A 17,370-nucleotide genomic window follows, 5' to 3' on the forward strand; every position below is an offset into this window, starting at 1 on the left:
ACAGGGTTTCGCTGTATCACTGTATTCCAGTTTATTTAAATGGTTGGTCACAACAGGTTGGCGTCCGGCTGCTGCTGCTGCGGTGCGGACGCCCCTTCTCCTGCTGCCGCCAACCCTTATCCGTATCCGATGGAGTGAAAATGAAAAAAATAAGTCTGACCAAAATGATCATATTAGGCCTGATTCTCGGCATGATTGCCGGGGTGGCTATTAATAATATGGCATCAGCCGATACTGCAAAAACCTATGCGCAGGAAATTTCTATTTTTACCACCATATTTCTGCGCATGGTTAAAATGATTATCGCGCCACTGGTTATTTCAACGCTGGTGGTGGGTATCGCCAAAATGGGCGACGCAAAGACGCTCGGACGTATCTTTTCAAAAACCTTTTTTCTGTTTATTTGCGCTTCGCTGCTGTCAATTGCGCTGGGTCTGGTGATCGTCAACCTGTTCCAGCCGGGGGCAGGCATTAACTTTGTCGCCCACGACGCGGGCGCCGTAGCCGCCGTCCAGTCAGAACCGTTTACTCTGAAGGTGTTTATTTCCCATGCGGTGCCCACCAGTATCGTGGATGCGATGGCGCGTAACGAGATCCTGCAAATCGTGGTGTTCTCCATTTTCCTCGGCTGTAGCCTCGCGGCGATAGGCGAAAAAGCGGAACCGATCGTCAAAGTGCTCGACTCGCTGGTTCACGTGATGCTTAAACTGACCGGCTATGTCATGCTGTTCGCTCCGTTGACGGTTTTCGCCGCGATCTCCGGCCTGATTGCCGAACGCGGACTGGGCGTCATGGTGAGCGCCGGGATCTTTATGGGCGAGTTCTACCTGACGCTGGGGATGCTGTGGGCAATCCTGATTGGCTTGTCGGCAATGCTTGTCGGTCCGTGCATTGGCCGCCTGACCAAATCCATCCTCGAACCGGCGCTGCTGGCCTTTACCACCTCCAGCTCAGAGGCCGCCTTCCCCGGCACGCTGAACAAACTGGAAAAATTCGGCGTCTCGTCCAAAATTGCCAGCTTCGTCCTGCCGATTGGTTACTCCTTTAACCTTGTCGGTTCCATGGCCTACTGCTCGTTTGCCACTGTGTTTATCGCCCAGGCGTGCAACATTGAGCTGAGCATGGGCGAACAAATCACCATGCTATTGATCCTGATGCTCACGTCTAAAGGCATGGCGGGCGTTCCACGCGCCTCAATGGTGGTGATTGCCGCCACCCTCAACCAGTTCCACATCCCTGAAGCGGGGCTGATCCTGCTGATGGGCGTCGATCCGTTCCTCGATATGGGCCGCTCCGCCACCAACGTGATGAGTAACGCAATGGGCGCGGCGATCGTTGGCCGCTGGGAAGGCGAGCACTTCGGTGAAGGCTGTCGCGGCACCGCGCCCGCGCCGGTTAAGGCCCCCGAGCAGGAACGTCCAGCGACTGAGCCGTCAGAAGTGGCCATGTCCTGAGCGCGCAACAATGCCGGATGACGCCACTGCTTATCCGGCCTGCGAATCGCACATTTTTCCAGGCCGGATAAGGCGCAACGCCGTCTTCCGGCGTAATTTGTCGAGCGAGATTGCACCATGAACGTGAAACTTTTTGGCTCAGCTATCATTATCGCCAGCCTGTATTTCAACGCCCCTGTGCTGGCACAGCCTGCGCCGGACTATGCCGCGCTGATTGAACAGGCGCACCAGAAATTCAAAAGTAACGCAGACGGAAAAGTCGCCGACTACATTCCTGCGCTGGCAACCTACAGCCCCGCTAATTTCGCCATTACCCTCGCCACGGTGGACGGTAAAATTTACCAGACGGGCGATGTGAAAAAAGCGTTTCCGATGGAATCGCTCAGCAAAGTGTTCACGCTGGCACTGGCCATGGAACAGCATGGCCCGCACGTGGTGCTGGAGAAACTCGGCGCCAACGCGACTGGCCTGCCCTTCAACTCCGGCCTTGCTGTCGAGCTGACCAAAGGCGCGCCGGAGAATCCATTGGTCAACGCGGGCGCTATCAGCACCGTGAGCCTGATTGACGCGAAAGACAAAACGGACCGCTGGAACAAAATTCTCAACAACCTCAATGCCTGGGCCGATGCAACCCTCACCGTCAATGAACCGGTATTCACCTCGGAAATGGAAACCAACCAGCACAATCAGGCACTGGCAGCGTTGATGGCGTCATACGGCAGCCTCTACGGCGATACCGACGAGGCCGTTGAGATTTATACCCGCCAGTGTTCGGTGGATGTCACCGTTGAACAGCTCGCCAAAATGGGCGCGGTGCTTGCCAATAACGGTAAATCCCCCTTCAACGGCAAGCAGCTTCTGAATGTACGCTATGTACCGCAGGTGCTGGCGGAAATGGCGATTGCCGGACTGTATGACGGCAGCGGCAAATGGCTTTATACCGTCGGTATTCCGGCGAAATCCGGGGTGGGCGGCGGCATGGTTGCGGTCGTACCGGGACAATACGCCATTGCCGTCTATTCGCCGCCGCTGGATGAAGCGGGTAACAGCGTTCGCGCACAGCAAACCATCCACTATGTTGCTAACGCCACGCAGGCCAATCTTTTTATGACACGTTAAACCCCGTAGCGGATGGCGTTTGCGCTTATCCGCCTACGACTCGTTCATTTTTGCAGTTCAAACGCCGCCATCCGGCAAAAAAACAGAAAGGTGAGAAGTCCTATGTCTAAACCCTTTGTCTGGCAGGAACTCTTTGTACAAAGCAAAGAAAGCACAGAATATGAACTACTCAGTAATCAGCATATTACGGTAAGCGAGCTTGACGGTGAGGAAGTGATCAAAGTGGCGCCGGAGGCGTTAACGCTGCTGGCGCAGCAGGCATTTTATGAAGCGTCATTCTTCCTGCGCGCCAGCCATCTGAAACAGATTGCCAGCATTCTGCACGACCCGCAGGCCAGCAGTAACGATAAATACGTCGCGCTACAACTGCTACGTAATGCCGAGGTCTCGGCGAAAGGCGTACTGCCAAACTGTCAGGACACCGGTACCGCGACGGTAGTCGCCAGCAAAGGGCAACGGATCTGGACCGGCGGCGATGACGCCGAAGCGCTGAGCAAAGGCATTTACACCACCTTTCAGGAGCATAACCTGCGCTATTCCCAAAACGCGCCGCTGGATATGTATCGCGAAGTGAATACCGAGACCAACCTGCCCGCACAGATCGATATCAGCGCCACGCCGGGCAGCGAATACCATTTCCTTTTCGTCAACAAAGGCGGCGGTTCGGCCAACAAAGCCGCACTGTTCCAGGAGACCAAATCGCTTCTGCAACCGGAAAAACTGACCGCCTTCCTGATAGAAAAAATGAAATCACTCGGTACCGCCGCCTGTCCGCCGTACCACATCGCTTTTGTGGTCGGCGGTCTGTCAGCGGATCAGGCGCTGAAGGTCGCGAAGCTGGCCTCGACGAAGTATTACGACAATCTGCCCACTCACGGTAACGAACTGGGGCAGGCGTTCCGCGATACGGCGCTGGAAACGACCCTGCTCAACGCCAGCCGTGAATTTGGTATTGGCGCGCAGTTCGGCGGTAAATATTTCGCGCATGATATTCGCGTTATCCGTCTGCCGCGCCATGGCGGCTCCTGTCCGATCGCGATGGCCCTTTCCTGCTCGGCGGACCGTAATATCAAAGCAAAAATAAACAAACACGGTATCTGGCTGGAAAAACTGGAACATCATCCAGGCAAGTTTATTCCTGAGTCCTGTCGCGTGGAGAACAGCGCACAGACCGTGAAGCTGGAGCTGAACCGTCCCCTGCGAGAAATTCTGCACGATCTGTCCCGACTGCCCGTCGGTACCCGCCTCTCCTTAAGCGGTCCGATCGTGGTTGCCCGCGATATTGCGCACGCCAGAATCAAAGCACGACTCGACAGCGGCGAACCGTTGCCAGCGTACCTGTGTAACCACATTGTCTATTACGCCGGTCCGGCCAGAACGCCGGACAATATGGCCTGTGGCTCGCTCGGGCCAACCACCGGCGGGCGCATGGACGGTTACGTCGACGCTTTCCAGGCGGCGGGCGGTAGCCTGATCATGCTGTCCAAAGGCAACCGCAGCCAGCAGGTTACTGACGCCTGCCACAAACACGGCGGCTTTAATCTCGGCAGCATTGGCGGTGCCGCAGCTCTGCTGGCGCAGCAGTATGTGAAAAGCCTGCGCTGCCTTGAGTATCCCGAACTGGGAATGGAAGCGGTCTGGATGATGGAGGTTGAAAACCTGCCCGCTTTCGTGCTGGTTGACGACAAAGGAAATAACTTCTTCAGTCAGTTTGAGCAGCAGCACCGGTGCGCAACCTGCCCGGCGGGGCACTAAGGAGCGTCTATGGAAACGCGAGCCAACGATGCGCGGCATCGCCAGCGCCAGCAAAAGCTGAAAGAACAGGTCGAGGCCCGGGTCGCCGCGGCCACCGGGAAAAAAGGGATCCTGATTGTTTTTACCGGCAACGGTAAAGGGAAATCCACCGCCGCGTTCGGCACCGTCACGCGCGCTGTCGGCCACGGTAAAACCGTTGGCGTCGCGCAGTTTATCAAAGGCCAGTGGGACAATGGCGAATACAACACCCTGCATCCGCTGGGCGTCGAATTCCACATTATGGGTACCGGGTTTACCTGGGAAACGCAAAACCGCGAGGCGGATATCGCGGCGGCGCTTGTCGTCTGGACAGAAGCGCAGCGGATGCTGGCCGACCCGCAGTACGATCTGGTGGTGCTGGATGAACTCACTTATATGCTGGCGTATCACTATCTTGATACCGACGCGGTGATCGCCGCCATAACGGCGCGTCCGGCGCAGCAGAGCGTGATCGTCACCGGTCGCGGCTGCCACGCGCGGCTGCTGGATCTTGCGGATACGGTCAGTGAAATGCGCCCGGTGAAGCATGCTTTTGACAGCGGTATTCAGGCGCAGGTGGGCATTGACTGGTAGTCACATCGTTGCCGGATGGCGCATGCGCTTATCCGGCTTCCCGTTTGCCCGTCATCCGCCGTCAGCGTTCCAGGTGAGATACCACCGATTTTTGTAACAGCCACTCGCGGAAAACCTGTAAATGACGGGATTCCGCTTTTTCTTCCCGCCAGGTCATGATGAAACGATTACCCGTGCGCATGGGCACATCGCAAGGGATCACCATGTCACCGTTATCCAGATCGTGCTGGATCGCAAACCGTGGGAGCAGCGCAACCCCCAAATTCGATCGCACCGCGGCGATCAGCATCGACAGCAGATCAAAACGCGGGCCTTTGTTGACCCGTGGGCTACTGACATCTGACAGGGCAAACCACTCCTGCCAGCCGTTAATTCGCGTACTTTGATGCAGCAAGGGAAACTCATTGAGCAACTCTTCAACCGCCAATTTCTGGTTAGGCTGTGACAGCAGACTGCCGCTACAAACCGGGAGGATTTCCTCTTCGAACAGATACTCCACTTCTGACCACGGCGAACAGAAGTCTTCACGCATAATGGCCGCATCATATTCACGGTTGAGGAAATCGCCCATGTTCGCCAGCGAGTGAATATTAACGATAATATCGGGGTTAAGTTTGTTGAATTCACGCAGATTGGGGATCAGCCAATGGGTGCTGAAGGTCGGGTTGACCGCCAGTTCAATGACTTCGACCGTGGGCTGCCAGGTCATAATGGTATTAGTATCACGCTCAAGTTTATTGAGCGTTTCCTTAACAATGCTCAAATAATGCTTCCCGGCCTCGTTTAAAAAAATCCGCTTTTTGGCATGATTAAATAATGCAGTATGCAGAAAATCCTCAAGTGCATTCACCTGGCGAAATACAGCACTTTGCGTTAATGCTAACTCCTCCGCCGCACGCGTATAACTTTCATGACGTGCCACCACTTCAAACGTCACCAGTAATTCAGTCTTTGGTATCTTTCCTCTCATAACGTCTTCCATATGCCGCGTACAAAAATAGTTTAATTTATAAAAAATAAATGCAACCGACTCCCGATTGGCCTAAGAGTTATATTTTATTTCCTACCTGTATGTCATTGATCCACTCCATGGTTTATTCACACAGGAGTCGAACAAATAATAACCAATAATACGCAAAACTGGCCATAAACACAATTTAAATAAGGTTATTATGCGACAAATAGCGCCAATAAGTTCTTAATAATTTTTCAAGATAACTTGTTTATTGGCGAAAAAACTTTGCGGGTTTAATCAATATTATTTACTTATTATTTCAGGAGAATTCAGCTCACTAAACGATAAGCAAACGATGACGTTTTTTTATCTGCTTTTACTCTTTTTACCGTTTTTCCCGACAATAATTAAGGACGACATATGAAAAACTCCGGAAAAGTCTGGCTGGTTGGTGCAGGCCCTGGTGATATCAGCTTACTGACCCTTAAAGCCCTGCAGTGTATTCAACAGGCTGATGTCATCATTTACGATCGGCTGGTCAATCCTAAAATGCTTGAGTGGTGCTCAGCGAGCTGTACCTGCATCAACGTTGGCAAAAGTCCGGGCTTTCATAGTGTTCCTCAGGAGGAGATCAATGCCCTGATTATCCAGCATGCGCGAGCACAGCGGAACGTTGTGCGCCTGAAAGGTGGCGATCCTTACGTGTTTGGCCGCGGTGCCGAAGAGGTGGAATGTCTGGTCGAAGAAGGCATTGACTTCGAAGTGGTGCCGGGGATCAGTTCCGCCATTGGCGGGCTGGCCTGCGCCGGGATCCCGGTGACCCACCGCGATCTGGCATCGGGTTTTCATGTTGTGACAGGACATACCCGCGAAGGTAATCAGCAGCAGGACTGGCGGCAGTTGGCGAAGCTCAACGGCACGCTGGTGATTGTTATGGGGATCGCAAACCTGCCATTTATTTGTGAAGAACTGCTAATGGGAGGCAAATCACCGGACACGCCCGCGGCGATTGTGATGTCAGTTACCCGGGACAATCAGCGGCGCTTAACCTGTACGCTCGGTACATTACTCACGAAAGCGCAGGAAGCGAATATTGTGCCACCGGCACTGATTGTGGTTGGTGATGTTGTCCGTCTGAGCGACCGACTCTCTTTTATTCCAGAGGTGATGGAACGCGCCTACAGCGAAAGGTGTTCATGACGGCATAACTGCGGAGACGTCTGGTGAGCCGCCCGGAACACCCGACACAAATAGCTCGTCTGCGCATACTGAAGTTTCCGGGCGATGCTGTCGATAGAGTTCTACGGATCGCACAGCAACTCACTCGCCCGCTGCATTTTTTCTGGCTCACCCAGGTTTTAAAATTCGCTCCCTGCCGTTTCTTAAAGAAACGGCTAAAGTAGTTGGCGCTTAAACAGACATGTGCGGCGACCCGTTTCTTTTCGTGGCGAGAAAGTTCCATTGCTGACAGACGCAGGTCGTTCTACTGCGCATCAGCGGTGTCCACCGTTTTACGCTGAACCGGATTGAGATTGTTAATAATAAAGCTGAGCAGGTTTGCCGCTGCCACCAGATGATTATTTTCTACAATCGCGATCTGATTCCAGGCTGATTTAATTTTAGGATCGAAAGCCCACTGCCGATCGTCATCGATGACAATAGTTTTATATTCCGGATACTTTGCGCACGCCTGATCGCAAATAATAAATCCCAGCAGATGCCCCTGACGAATTAACGCCATAGAGAAAAAACTCAACCCGGCATGACAGCAGAGTATTCTGATTTTTTCTTCTTTTACCCCTTCAAAAGCACAATATTTATCACGTTTTTGACAAGTTTTTGGTATTGCAGATTGGCGCGCAGTAATGAACAGAACGAATTAAAATTATGACAGGCAGAGATTTCCAGACCATTTATGTCTACCACCACGGCGGCGAGTCCGGTCGCCTTAGAACACACCTCTGCCAGTGAGTAAAAAGTGTGTAAGACATCGTCCTGAATATGCTGAGGCACGTTACGCTCCGTCAGTGGCCTGGATAACGTCGCTACTATGCTTAATTTGTCCAGGTGAAAAAATGACCCTGACCGCAAAAAATAATCTTATTTATTCAGGTGATTATGATCAAATTGCAAGAGCGTCCCCGCGCCCTCGAAACCAGACCACCGACTGCTGTGACAACTTTTCCCAAAGATTAACGAATCTTCACATCTCCCTGTGAGCTTCATTTCAATACCACTCATCACTTTATATATTATTTTCAATTAGTTAAAAAAATTTCATACGATTTTATGATGTGCTTATTTGTGAGAATCATCATGTGAATGTGAAACGCCCTCCTGAATAATAGGCTCAATGACAAGATAATCTGAACGGAGTGGATGTATGCCCGTCACGACAGGTGTTATCGCCGACGACTTTACTGGCGCAACGGATATAGCAAGTTTTATGGCTGAGCAAGGCTGGAGGGTCGCGCTGCTGCCCGGGATGCCAGACGCCGCCCTGCCCTGGAATGAAGAGGTCGACGCGATTGTCATCTCGCTGAAAAGCCGTTCTCTACCGGCTGACCAGGCCATCGATCAATCATTACGCTGCTGGCAATGGCTGCACAACACGGCAGGTGCGCGGCAGATTTACTTTAAATATTGCTCCACTTTTGATTCCACCCCCGCCGGGAATATCGGTCCGGTCAGCGATGCGCTGATGGAAGCAATGCACGCGCCGTACATCGTTCACTGCCCAGCCCTGCCGCAAAACGGACGTACGGTGATTCACGGTTATCTGTTTGTGAATGGCGTATTACTGAATGAATCCGGCATGGAGAAACATCCGCTCAACCCAATGACCGATGCGAACCTGATTCGCCTGCTCACAGCGCAAACTGCCAGCGCTGTCGGGCGCATTGACCTCCGCACGATACAGAAAGGTGTGGAAGCGGTCACTCACGCGCTGGAACGCTGCCAGTCTGAAGGTGTACGTCACGTGATCGCGGATACCTTTAGCGAAGCCGATCTGCAGACCCTCGCTCAGGCCTTACGTCATACACCGCTGCTGGCGGGCGGTTCCGGCCTGGGTGGCGCACTGGCCGCTTGCGCTGCGTCACAGCGTGGGCGGGAAGCGGTACATCCCTTCCCGCTGCCGGCCAAAACGGTGGTTTTTTCCGGAAGTTGTTCCACCATGAGCAACCGCCAGGTGAATCGCTATAAAGCACAGGCCGCTTCCCTTCTACTCGACGTAGCGCGCTGCCTGACAGACGCAGAGCGTTACAGTGACGAGCTGTCGCTGTGGACAATGACTCATGTCGATGACGCGCTCGCTCCATTGATTTACGCTACCCAGCCGCCGGAAGCGCTGAAACGTATTCAACAGGAGTACGGCGAGCAGCGCGCCAGCCGGGCGATTGAGCAAACTTTTGCCAGACTGACGGCCAAACTGCAGGCCGCGGGCGTAACCGGTTTTATCGTCGCCGGTGGTGAAACGTCCGGCACCGTAGTGGAGGCGTTACAGGTGACGAGACTGACGGTCGGCAAAGCCATCGCGCCCGGCGTGCCATGGGTGTTCTCCGCCGAGCCGCCGCTCGCGCTGGCGCTGAAGTCAGGCAACTTCGGTGACGAAGACTTCTTTTTCACCGCGCAGGAGTCTGCATTATGAGTCAGCTTAACGAACAACAACTCCGCGAACAGCTGGTGCATTACGGTCGTTCTCTGTTTATGCGCGGCTTCAGCAGCGGTGGTTCGGGCAACCTGAGCGTAAGACTGCCGGACGGCGGCTATCTGGTCACGCCGACCAACTCCTGTTTGGGCGAGCTGAACGCCGCGACGCTCAGTAAACTGGATGCCAACGGCGTTTACCTCAGTGGCGATAAACCGTCAAAAGAAGTGCCCATGCACCTGGCCTGGTACCGTCATCGTCCGGCCTGCGGCGCGGTGGTTCATCTGCATTCGCCATGGCTGACCGCCCTTTCCTGTCTGCCATGCAGCACACCGGAAAATTGTCTGCCGCCGTTAACGCCGTACTACGTAATGCGCGTCGGGCAGTTGCCTCTGTTGCCCTATTTCAAACCCGGTCATGAGGGTATTGCCAGCGCACTCAGCGAGATTGCGGCGGACCATACTGCCGCGCTCCTGGCAAATCACGGTCCGGTAGTCAGTGGTCGCTCACTTCGTGAGGCGGTGTTTAATGCCGAAGAGCTGGAAGACAGCGCCCGCATCTGGCTGACCTTAAAACCACTCGGCTACGTGCCGCTAACGGCGGAAGCAGTAGCTGAACTCGAACAATCCCGGCGAGCATGAGGTGAGAGGATGATCCCCGAACAACGACGTGATTTTATCTACCGCTACGTGCATGAAAAAAACGTTGCCTCGTTTAATGAGCTGGCGGATCTGATGAGCGTGTCGCACATGACCGTGCGCCGCGATATTCAGTTGCTGGAGGAAGAAGGCAAAGTCATCTCGATCAATGGCGGGGTGAAACTCAACAATCTGCTGAAATCGGAGCTACCGTGGCGGGAAAAGGCTGAGCTGCATCATGACGTGAAGCGACGGATGGGGCAACTTGCCGCGATGCTGATAGAGCCAGGGCAAACGCTGTATCTCGATGCGGGAACGTCGTTGTTTGAAGTGGCGAAAGCCGTCGCCGCCAGCCACTGCTTCAACCTGACGGTGGTGACGAACGATTTTTCCATCAGCCACTACCTGATGGATATGCCGCACATCACGCTGTATCACACCGGCGGACTGGTGGATCAGCGCAACCGCTCATGCCTTGGGAAAAGCGCCGCCAGTTTTCTGCGCACGATAAACATCGACGTGGCGTTTCTCAGTTCGTCCTCGTGGGATACCGAACGTGGAATGTCGACCCCCAGTGAAGGCAAAGCCTCGGTGAAAGAGGCGGTGCTCACCGTCTCCCGCCGTCGGGTGCTGGTCTGCGACAGCAGTAAATTTGGCAAATACGGAATGTTCCACATCTGCTCGCTGGATCAACTGACCGACATTATTTCGGACAACCGGTTGCCCGACGTAGCGCAGGATACTATTGCCAGCAAGGGCGTGAAACTACACCTGGTGGATTGCCGGGAGGGAACGCATCATGCTGAAGTTAGCGGCTAACCTCGACTGGCTGTTTTGCGAACGTCCCATTGCGGAGCGCTTTCGATCCGCAAAGGCGGCGGGTTTTCACGGCGTTGAAGGGCTGTTTCTGTGGCAGCATCCGCTGGAGGTGCTGCTGGCGGCGCAACGGGAAACCGGCCTGCCGGTGGCGTTGATGAATGCGCCGGCGGGTAACTGGCAAGCCGGTGAACGCGGACTGGCCTCCCTGCCAGGCAGTGACGAGGAATTTCATCGTAGTCTGCTGATTGCCCGCGATTACGCCACGGCACTGGGCTGTCGCAAGGTGCACGTCATGGCCGGATTGCGCGTGGCTGGACTTTCCGCCAACGCCCAGTATGAGCAATTAACCGACCGACTGCGTATCGCCTGCGACGTCATGGTCGGGGCCGATATCGACGTGTTGATTGAACCGTTGAACCCGGACGATATGCCTGGTTATTTTGTCGATAGCTTTCCACTGGCTGAACGTCTTATTCGCGAAGTGAACAGAAAAAATATCGGCTTACAGTTTGACATTTACCACTGCCAAAAAATACACGGTAATGTTACGCATCTTATTGAACATTATTTACCGTTCATTAAACACTTTCAGATTGCTTCTGTACCCGGTCGCCATGAACCGGGAACGGGAGAATTAAATGAAACATGGCTTTTTGAATTTATTAAGCAAACAGGCTATCAGGGCTGGATAGGTTGTGAATATAAACCGTCAACACCAGGGCCCGAATCGTTACGTTGGATAACACCGTACTTATAATTTTAATATCTCTGTACCGGAAAACCGGAGGAACACATGTCGGATACTGTTATTATTTCGCTGGCACCCGTTGCCGCGGATTGCCCCAGAGTTATACCTGAAGAACTGGCGCAGGAAATACTGGCAAGCGTCGAACATGGTGCAGCCATCGTGCATTTACACGTTCGCGATAAGCAGGGGCGCCTGACGCCGGACACCACCGATTTTCAGGCGACGATCGACCACGTCATGCGCCATTCCGACCTGATTATTCAGGCCTCAACCGGTGGCGTCTCCGCCATGTCGATTGCCGAGCGCTGCGCGCCACTGGACTGTCCCGGTGTTGAAATGGCGTCGCTGAACGTCGGCTCCGTTAACCTCGGCGATGCCGTATACTTTAATCCCGGACCGGACGTCGAATATTGTTCGCAACAAATAACCCAACGTTCCATTATTCCTGAATTTGAAGTTTTCGAAATTGGCATGATTAATAACATTCTGGCGCTGGAAGAAAAAATACCGTTCAAGAAACCGATGTTATTTAATATCGTCCTCGGACACCGTGGAAGTTCACCCGCGACAGTTGATGCGTTAATTGCCTTGCGCAGTATGATCCCTCGCGACGCCTTATGGGGAATTACCCATTTTGGCCGCAAGAATTTCGATATTATTGCGGCAGCGGTCGGCATGGGCGCCAGTGAAGTAAGAATTGGTTTTGAAGACAGCTATTATTTAAGCGCCGAAGAGAAAGCTCAGCATAATTATCAGCAGGTTGCAAAACTCGCCACGCTTATTCGCAGTATGGATAAAAAGGTCGCCACGCCGGATATTGCGCGGCAAATGTTAGCTATTCCACCACGGCAGTAATAGCGAGAGAAAGGACATTTCACCATGACTATCACAACCGTTATTCACAAAACCGGACTGGGCGTCTGCATCGTCGGTGGCGCCCTGGCGGCAATTGGCGCGCTGATGCAGTCTCCCGCCCTCTGGCAGCCGGGGCTGGTGATGCTGACGACAGGCTTCGCGGCAGGCGCGGGCTACTGGACAAATCTTCGCAGCTACCAGTTTACCCTGTGGATCATTGCCGGCTTTGTCGCGGCGATGACCTGGTCAACCGATCTGATCGTCTGGGGCGGATTCAACATCACCCATAAATGGATCGTCTTTTTAGTGATCAAGGCGACCATGTTCAGTATGGGCACCAAACTCACGATTCAGGACTTTATCGACGTCGCTAAAATGCCCTGGGCGGTGTTTATCGGCACCTTCTGTCATTTCGTCATCATGCCTCTGCTCGGCCTGAGCATCACGCTGATCTTTGACTTTCCGCCGGAAGTGGCGGTGGGGATTCTGCTGATTGGTTCCTGTCCCAGCGGGCTCTCCTCCACCGTCATGGTGTATATCGCCAACGCCAACCTGGCGCTGGCGGTCTCGATCGCCGCCGTCTCGACGCTGGCGGCGACGGTCATGACCCCGCTGTGGGTGAATCTGCTGGCGGGTTCAATGATCGACATCCAGCTTACGGCGATGGTGATGGACGTCGTGAAAATCGTGTTGATCCCGATTGGCGCGGCGATTTTACATGACTACCTGAAAACCTATGCCGGCGTGCAGGGGCGTCGTACCGTGCAAACGCTGGCCGGGATCAGCGCCATCTGGCTGCTGTATATGCTTGCCGGCGGCTGGAACACGCTGTTTGGCAGCGCCAGCGCCGACGCGCAAATGTATGCAGTGGTGCTGAACTTTGTGGCAGGCGGGATCATCTGGGCGCTGTTCTATAACTGGCTGTATGGACGCGTGGCCGGCGTCAAGAAGATCATGCCGACCATCTCGATGATGGGCATCATTTTCTTCACCACTACGGCAGCGGCGGCCGGGCGCGACAACCTGGTTCAGGTCGGTTTCTTGCTCTGCTTCGCCATGCTGATGCACAACCTCGGCGGCTTCCTGATTGGCTATTTGATGAGCCGCTGGATCTTCCGCATGGATGTTCAGTCCGCCCGGACGGTAGCCTTCGAAGTCGGCCTGCAAAACGGCGGGATGGCATCAGGTCTTGCCGCCGCGATGGGAAAACTGGCCACCGTTGGTCTCGCCTCTGCGGTCATGACGCCGCTTGGCAACGTCAGCGGCTCGCTGCTGGCTAACTACTGGCGCAAAAAGGATGCCCGACAGGCGCAGGCCCAGAGCGAGTGTTCGCCTGCTCAGCCGGTATCAGAACCTCTGTCAAAAGGATAACTCACCATGATGACTTTAACCCTGCAACAGGCACGACGTGCGGTAGACAGCGCGCTCGATCTCACCGACACCCGTTATGCGCAACGTCCGCTCAGCGTGGCGGTATGCGACGCTCACGGCGAGTTACTGAGCTTTGCCCGTATGGATAACGCCAAACTGTTGACCATTGAGCTGACGCAGCGCAAAGCACGCACCAGCAGCCGTTTAGGTTGCACAACTCAGGCGTTTTTGCAACGTCTGCAAGATGAGTCACTGGATATCAGCTACTTTGCTGACCCACGATTTACCGCCCTGCCCGGCGGCGTACCGATTCTTCACAACGGTAAATGCGTGGGGGCCGTTGCGATTGGTGGACTGTCCGCCCAGGAAGATCACGATGCGGCCATGGCCGTTGCCGAATGTTTGCTCAAGGAGATCGCAGAATGAAAAAGATCGCTATGCTTCACACCAGTTCCGCCACGCTCGCCATGATGCAGCAACTGATCGGCGACATCATGCCAGAAGCGGACGTAATGCACCTGGTCGAAGAGTCGATGATTAAGCAGGTGATGAAGGCCGGAGGCGTGACGCGGAACATTGCGGCACGCATTGCCGACTACGTCCACATAGCCGAAAAAGCGGATTGTGAGATTCTCATCACCGCCTGTTCGTCCATTGGCACGGCGGTTGAACAGTGTCAGTTTATGACGCCGCTGCAGCTTGCGCGTATCGACTGCGCGATGGTGGAACAAGCCATTAGCCTGGGTGAGAATATTGCCGTGCTGGCCACCGTCGCCACGACCATGAAACCGACGCTGGAGTATGTGCAGCGCAAAGTACAGGCCAGTGGTAAGCAATGCACCGTGACGCCGATATTGATGGAAGAGGCCTTCCATGCCCTGCTGGCGGGCGATATGGAAACCCACGATCGCATCGTCAGCGAAGGATTGCACAGCGCGTATAAACAGGCTGATGTGGTTATGCTGGCGCAAGCGTCGATGGCGCGCGTTCTGCAACAGCTTCCGTCGCCGCCCGTCCCGGTGATGACCTCTCCGGAAAGCGGGATCCGTTGGCTGAAAACACTGGCGGAAAGCGCATAACCTGGCAAGTCAACACTCCCCGTAGGCGGATAAACGCCAGCGCCATCCGGCAAACAGACAGGCAAAAAAAAGGCCATCATCAGATGGCCAACCATGTCGAAAATGGACCAGCCCTTTCCCCTGCATCACGGGTAAATGCAGGGGTTAGGCTGTTTTATTGCTTTTACTTAATGACAGCTTTCAGCGCTTCGCCGATATCGGCCAGGCTGCGAACCGTTTTCACGCCTGCGGCTTCCAGCGCAGCGAATTTCTCATCCGCCGTGCCTTTACCCCCGGCGATAATGGCGCCTGCGTGACCCATACGCTTACCTTTCGGCGCGGTCACACCGGCGATATAGCCCACAACCGGCTTGGTGACGTGATCTTTGATGTAAGCAGCCGCTTCTTCTTCCGCGCTGCCGCCGATCTCACCGATCATCACGATCGCTTCAGTCTGCGGATCTTCCTGGAACAGCTTCAGGATGTCGATGAAGTTAGAGCCCGGGATCGGGTCGCCGCCGATGCCCACGCAGGTGGACTGGCCGAAGCCGTAATCGGTGGTCTGCTTAACCGCTTCATAGGTCAGCGTACCGGAACGGGAAACGATACCCACTTTACCCGGCTTATGGATGTGGCCCGGCATGATGCCGATCTTGCATTCGCCTGGGGTGATCACGCCCGGGCAGTTCGGCCCGATCATGCGCACGCCCGCTTCGTCCAGCTTCACCTTCACGGTCAGCATATCCAGCGTCGGGATACCTTCGGTGATGGTGATAATCAGCTTAATGCCCGCGTCGATCGCTTCCAGAATGGAATCTTTACAGAACGGAGCCGGAACGTAGATCACAGAGGCAGTCGCACCTGTTGCTTCTACCGCTTCACGCACGGTGTTGAACACCGGCAGGCCCAGATGGGTGGTGCCGCCTTTACCTGGCGTGACGCCGCCAACCATTTGCGTACCGTAAGCGATCGCCTGTTCGGAGTGGAACGTCCCCTGGCTACCGGTGAAGCCCTGACAGATAACCTTGGTGTTTTTATCGATTAAAACAGACATTATTTCCCCTCCACTGCGGCAACAACCTGCTGAGCTGCATCCGTCAGACTTTTCGCTGCAATAATATTCAGGCCGCTGTCAGCCAGTTTCTTCGCGCCGAGTTCGGCGTTGTTGCCTTCCAGACGCACAACCACCGGCACGTTAACGCCCACTTCTTCCACCGCGCCGATAATACCGTCTGCGATCAGGTCGCAACGGACAATACCGCCGAAGATGTTAACCAGCACGGCTTTCACGTTGTCGTCAGAGAGAATAATTTTGAACGCTTCGGTCACGCGCTCTTTGGTCGCGCCGCCGCCCACGTCGAGGAAGTTCGCCGGTTCGCCGCCGTGCAGCTTAACGATGTCCATGGTGCCCATCGCCAGACCCGCGCCGTTCACCATACAGCCGATATTGCCGTCCAGCGCCACGTAGTTCAGTTCCCACTGCGCAGCCTGCGCTTCGCGCGGATCTTCCTGCGACTGGTCGCGCATTTCGCGCAGATCCGGCTGGCGGAACAGCGCATTGCCGTCAGCGCCCAGCTTGCCGTCGAGGCAGATCAGATCGCCTTGTTTGGTGATAACCAGCGGGTTAATTTCGATCAGCGCCAGATCGCGCTCCAGGAAAATGGTCGCCAGGCCCATGAAGATCCGGGTGAACTGCTGCACCAGTTTGCCTTCCAGACCCAGTTTGAACGCCAGCTCGCGTCCCTGATACGGCATCGGTCCGGTCAGCGGATCGAGCGCCACTTTATGGATCAGGTGCGGGGTTTCTTCCGCCACTTTTTCAATTTCCACGCCGCCTTCGGTAGAGGCCATAAAGACCACGCGACGGGAGCTGCGGTCAACAACCGCGCCCAGATACAATTCTTTGTCGATATCGGTCGCCGCTTCAACCAGAATCTGGTTAACCGGCTGGCCGTTCGCATCTGTCTGGTAGGTCACCAGGCGTTTGCCCAGCCAGTGTTCAGCAAACGCGCGAATCTCTTCTTTGCTGTTAACGACCTTCACACCGCCCGCTTTACCACGGCCACCAGCGTGAACCTGACATTTTACTACCCACGGACCGGCACCGATTTTCGATGCCGCTTCTTCAGCCTGGCGCGGAGTAGTACAGGCATAACCCACCGGCGCCGGTAAGCCATAGCGGGCAAAAAGTTGTTTTGCCTGATATTCATGTAAGTTCATGTGTTCTGTCCATCCTTCAGGTAATCGTTATCTTTAAACCCGTAGACCAGAGCGGTATCTTTGCCGGACGGCGCTACGCTTAATCCGGCCTACGGGGCAGGTGACGCTAAAAAATGA

The 17,370-nt window shown here is 54.7% G+C and carries 18 protein-coding genes; 13 read left to right on the top strand and 5 right to left on the bottom strand.

Annotated features, from left to right (window positions below; genetic code table 11):
• Positions 1 to 140 precede the first annotated feature (140 nt).
• From APU02_RS00115 to cobO, 4 genes are all read left to right on the top strand, one after another.
• Positions 141 to 1,454: a dicarboxylate/amino acid:cation symporter gene (locus tag APU02_RS00115; protein WP_042285290.1), complete on the top strand. Its 1,314-nt coding sequence runs from the start codon at positions 141 to 143 to the stop codon at positions 1,452 to 1,454.
• A 117-nt stretch (positions 1,455 to 1,571) separates the two neighbouring features.
• The gene (gene glsA, locus APU02_RS00120; protein WP_060568871.1) at positions 1,572 to 2,573 is read left to right on the top strand and encodes a glutaminase A; all 1,002 of its coding nucleotides are present in this window, start codon (positions 1,572 to 1,574) and stop codon (positions 2,571 to 2,573) included.
• A gap of 102 nt (positions 2,574 to 2,675) precedes the next feature.
• Positions 2,676 to 4,328: a class I fumarate hydratase gene (locus APU02_RS00125; RefSeq protein ID WP_060568872.1), complete on the top strand. Its 1,653-nt coding sequence runs from the start codon at positions 2,676 to 2,678 to the stop codon at positions 4,326 to 4,328.
• Between the two features lie 9 nt (positions 4,329 to 4,337).
• Positions 4,338 to 4,940 carry a cob(I)yrinic acid a,c-diamide adenosyltransferase gene (cobO, locus tag APU02_RS00130; RefSeq protein ID WP_042285298.1) on the top strand — a complete coding sequence of 201 codons (603 nt, stop codon included), beginning with the start codon at positions 4,338 to 4,340 and terminating at the stop codon, positions 4,938 to 4,940.
• A 61-nt stretch (positions 4,941 to 5,001) separates the two neighbouring features.
• On the opposite strand, the gene APU02_RS00135 is transcribed toward cobO, so the two are convergent.
• The gene (locus APU02_RS00135; protein ID WP_042285301.1) at positions 5,002 to 5,910 is read right to left on the bottom strand and encodes a LysR family transcriptional regulator; all 909 of its coding nucleotides are present in this window, start codon (positions 5,908 to 5,910) and stop codon (positions 5,002 to 5,004) included.
• Positions 5,911 to 6,315: 405 nt separating this feature from the next.
• Between APU02_RS00135 and cobA the strand changes: the two genes are divergently transcribed.
• Complete coding sequence (cobA, locus tag APU02_RS00140) at positions 6,316 to 7,095, top strand: uroporphyrinogen-III C-methyltransferase (protein WP_060568873.1); 780 nt, start codon at positions 6,316 to 6,318, stop codon at positions 7,093 to 7,095.
• 283 nt (positions 7,096 to 7,378) lie between these two features.
• Here the strand turns inward: cobA and APU02_RS26780 are convergent, their stop codons facing one another.
• Both APU02_RS26780 and APU02_RS27100 read right to left on the bottom strand, forming a co-directional pair.
• Positions 7,379 to 7,768, bottom strand: coding sequence for a PocR ligand-binding domain-containing protein (locus tag APU02_RS26780; RefSeq protein WP_343285940.1), 390 nt, complete (start codon positions 7,766 to 7,768; stop codon positions 7,379 to 7,381).
• A complete protein-coding gene (locus APU02_RS27100) occupies positions 7,690 to 7,908 on the bottom strand; it encodes a PocR ligand-binding domain-containing protein (RefSeq protein WP_060568874.1) in 219 nt (72 codons plus the stop codon). The genes APU02_RS26780 and APU02_RS27100 overlap by 79 nt, the downstream gene beginning before the upstream one ends.
• 370 nt (positions 7,909 to 8,278) lie before the next feature.
• Between APU02_RS27100 and otnK the strand changes: the two genes are divergently transcribed.
• From otnK to APU02_RS00190, 8 genes are read left to right on the top strand one after another with little or no spacing between them, the layout of a single operon-like run.
• Entirely contained in the window at positions 8,279 to 9,544 is a 1,266-nt protein-coding gene (otnK, locus tag APU02_RS00155; protein WP_060568875.1) for a 3-oxo-tetronate kinase, read from the top strand.
• Entirely contained in the window at positions 9,541 to 10,185 is a 645-nt protein-coding gene (locus APU02_RS00160) for an aldolase (protein WP_042285314.1), read from the top strand. Before otnK ends, APU02_RS00160 begins: the two co-directional genes overlap by 4 nt.
• Before the next feature lie 9 nt (positions 10,186 to 10,194).
• On the top strand, positions 10,195 to 11,001 hold the full coding sequence (locus APU02_RS00165; protein ID WP_060568876.1) for a DeoR/GlpR family DNA-binding transcription regulator: 807 nt from the start codon (positions 10,195 to 10,197) through the stop codon (positions 10,999 to 11,001).
• The gene (locus tag APU02_RS00170; RefSeq protein ID WP_060568877.1) at positions 10,982 to 11,758 is read left to right on the top strand and encodes a TIM barrel protein; all 777 of its coding nucleotides are present in this window, start codon (positions 10,982 to 10,984) and stop codon (positions 11,756 to 11,758) included. The genes APU02_RS00165 and APU02_RS00170 overlap by 20 nt, the downstream gene beginning before the upstream one ends.
• Positions 11,759 to 11,794: 36 nt before the next feature.
• Positions 11,795 to 12,604 (top strand): 3-keto-5-aminohexanoate cleavage protein, encoded by an 810-nt coding sequence (locus APU02_RS00175; protein WP_060568878.1) that lies wholly within the window; start codon positions 11,795 to 11,797, stop codon positions 12,602 to 12,604.
• Between the two features lie 24 nt (positions 12,605 to 12,628).
• Positions 12,629 to 13,975, top strand: a complete 1,347-nt coding sequence (locus APU02_RS00180) for a bile acid:sodium symporter family protein (protein ID WP_060568879.1) — start codon at positions 12,629 to 12,631, stop codon at positions 13,973 to 13,975.
• Positions 13,976 to 13,981: 6 nt separating this feature from the next.
• Entirely contained in the window at positions 13,982 to 14,401 is a 420-nt protein-coding gene (locus APU02_RS00185; protein ID WP_042285329.1) for a heme-binding protein, read from the top strand.
• On the top strand, positions 14,398 to 15,054 hold the full coding sequence (locus APU02_RS00190) for an aspartate/glutamate racemase family protein (protein ID WP_060568880.1): 657 nt from the start codon (positions 14,398 to 14,400) through the stop codon (positions 15,052 to 15,054). Before APU02_RS00185 ends, APU02_RS00190 begins: the two co-directional genes overlap by 4 nt.
• 163 nt (positions 15,055 to 15,217) lie before the next feature.
• Here the strand turns inward: APU02_RS00190 and sucD are convergent, their stop codons facing one another.
• Positions 15,218 to 16,087: a succinate--CoA ligase subunit alpha gene (gene sucD / locus APU02_RS00195; RefSeq protein WP_042285336.1), complete on the bottom strand. Its 870-nt coding sequence runs from the start codon at positions 16,085 to 16,087 to the stop codon at positions 15,218 to 15,220.
• A complete protein-coding gene (sucC, locus tag APU02_RS00200) occupies positions 16,087 to 17,253 on the bottom strand; it encodes an ADP-forming succinate--CoA ligase subunit beta (RefSeq protein WP_042285338.1) in 1,167 nt (388 codons plus the stop codon). The genes sucD and sucC overlap by 1 nt, the downstream gene beginning before the upstream one ends.
• Between the last annotated feature and the right edge of the window lie 117 nt (positions 17,254 to 17,370).

The sequence above is a fragment of the Citrobacter sp. 50677481 genome (assembly GCF_001463265.1).
GTDB lineage: Bacteria > Pseudomonadota > Gammaproteobacteria > Enterobacterales > Enterobacteriaceae > Citrobacter_A > Citrobacter_A sedlakii.

Coding starts and splice junctions, on each gene's coding strand:
- APU02_RS00165 (WP_060568876.1), top strand. CDS start 10,195: ATGATCCCCGAACAACGACGTGATTTTATCTACCGCTACGTGCATGAA.
- otnK (WP_060568875.1), top strand. CDS start 8,279: ATGCCCGTCACGACAGGTGTTATCGCCGACGACTTTACTGGCGCAACG.
- APU02_RS00115 (WP_042285290.1), top strand. CDS start 141: ATGAAAAAAATAAGTCTGACCAAAATGATCATATTAGGCCTGATTCTC.
- APU02_RS00180 (WP_060568879.1), top strand. CDS start 12,629: ATGACTATCACAACCGTTATTCACAAAACCGGACTGGGCGTCTGCATC.
- APU02_RS00160 (WP_042285314.1), top strand. CDS start 9,541: ATGAGTCAGCTTAACGAACAACAACTCCGCGAACAGCTGGTGCATTAC.
- cobA (WP_060568873.1), top strand. CDS start 6,316: ATGAAAAACTCCGGAAAAGTCTGGCTGGTTGGTGCAGGCCCTGGTGAT.
- APU02_RS00190 (WP_060568880.1), top strand. CDS start 14,398: ATGAAAAAGATCGCTATGCTTCACACCAGTTCCGCCACGCTCGCCATG.
- glsA (WP_060568871.1), top strand. CDS start 1,572: ATGAACGTGAAACTTTTTGGCTCAGCTATCATTATCGCCAGCCTGTAT.
- APU02_RS00185 (WP_042285329.1), top strand. CDS start 13,982: ATGATGACTTTAACCCTGCAACAGGCACGACGTGCGGTAGACAGCGCG.
- APU02_RS00125 (WP_060568872.1), top strand. CDS start 2,676: ATGTCTAAACCCTTTGTCTGGCAGGAACTCTTTGTACAAAGCAAAGAA.
- APU02_RS00170 (WP_060568877.1), top strand. CDS start 10,982: ATGCTGAAGTTAGCGGCTAACCTCGACTGGCTGTTTTGCGAACGTCCC.
- sucD (WP_042285336.1), bottom strand. CDS start 16,087: ATGTCTGTTTTAATCGATAAAAACACCAAGGTTATCTGTCAGGGCTTC.
- APU02_RS00135 (WP_042285301.1), bottom strand. CDS start 5,910: ATGAGAGGAAAGATACCAAAGACTGAATTACTGGTGACGTTTGAAGTG.
- APU02_RS00175 (WP_060568878.1), top strand. CDS start 11,795: ATGTCGGATACTGTTATTATTTCGCTGGCACCCGTTGCCGCGGATTGC.
- cobO (WP_042285298.1), top strand. CDS start 4,338: ATGGAAACGCGAGCCAACGATGCGCGGCATCGCCAGCGCCAGCAAAAG.
- sucC (WP_042285338.1), bottom strand. CDS start 17,253: ATGAACTTACATGAATATCAGGCAAAACAACTTTTTGCCCGCTATGGC.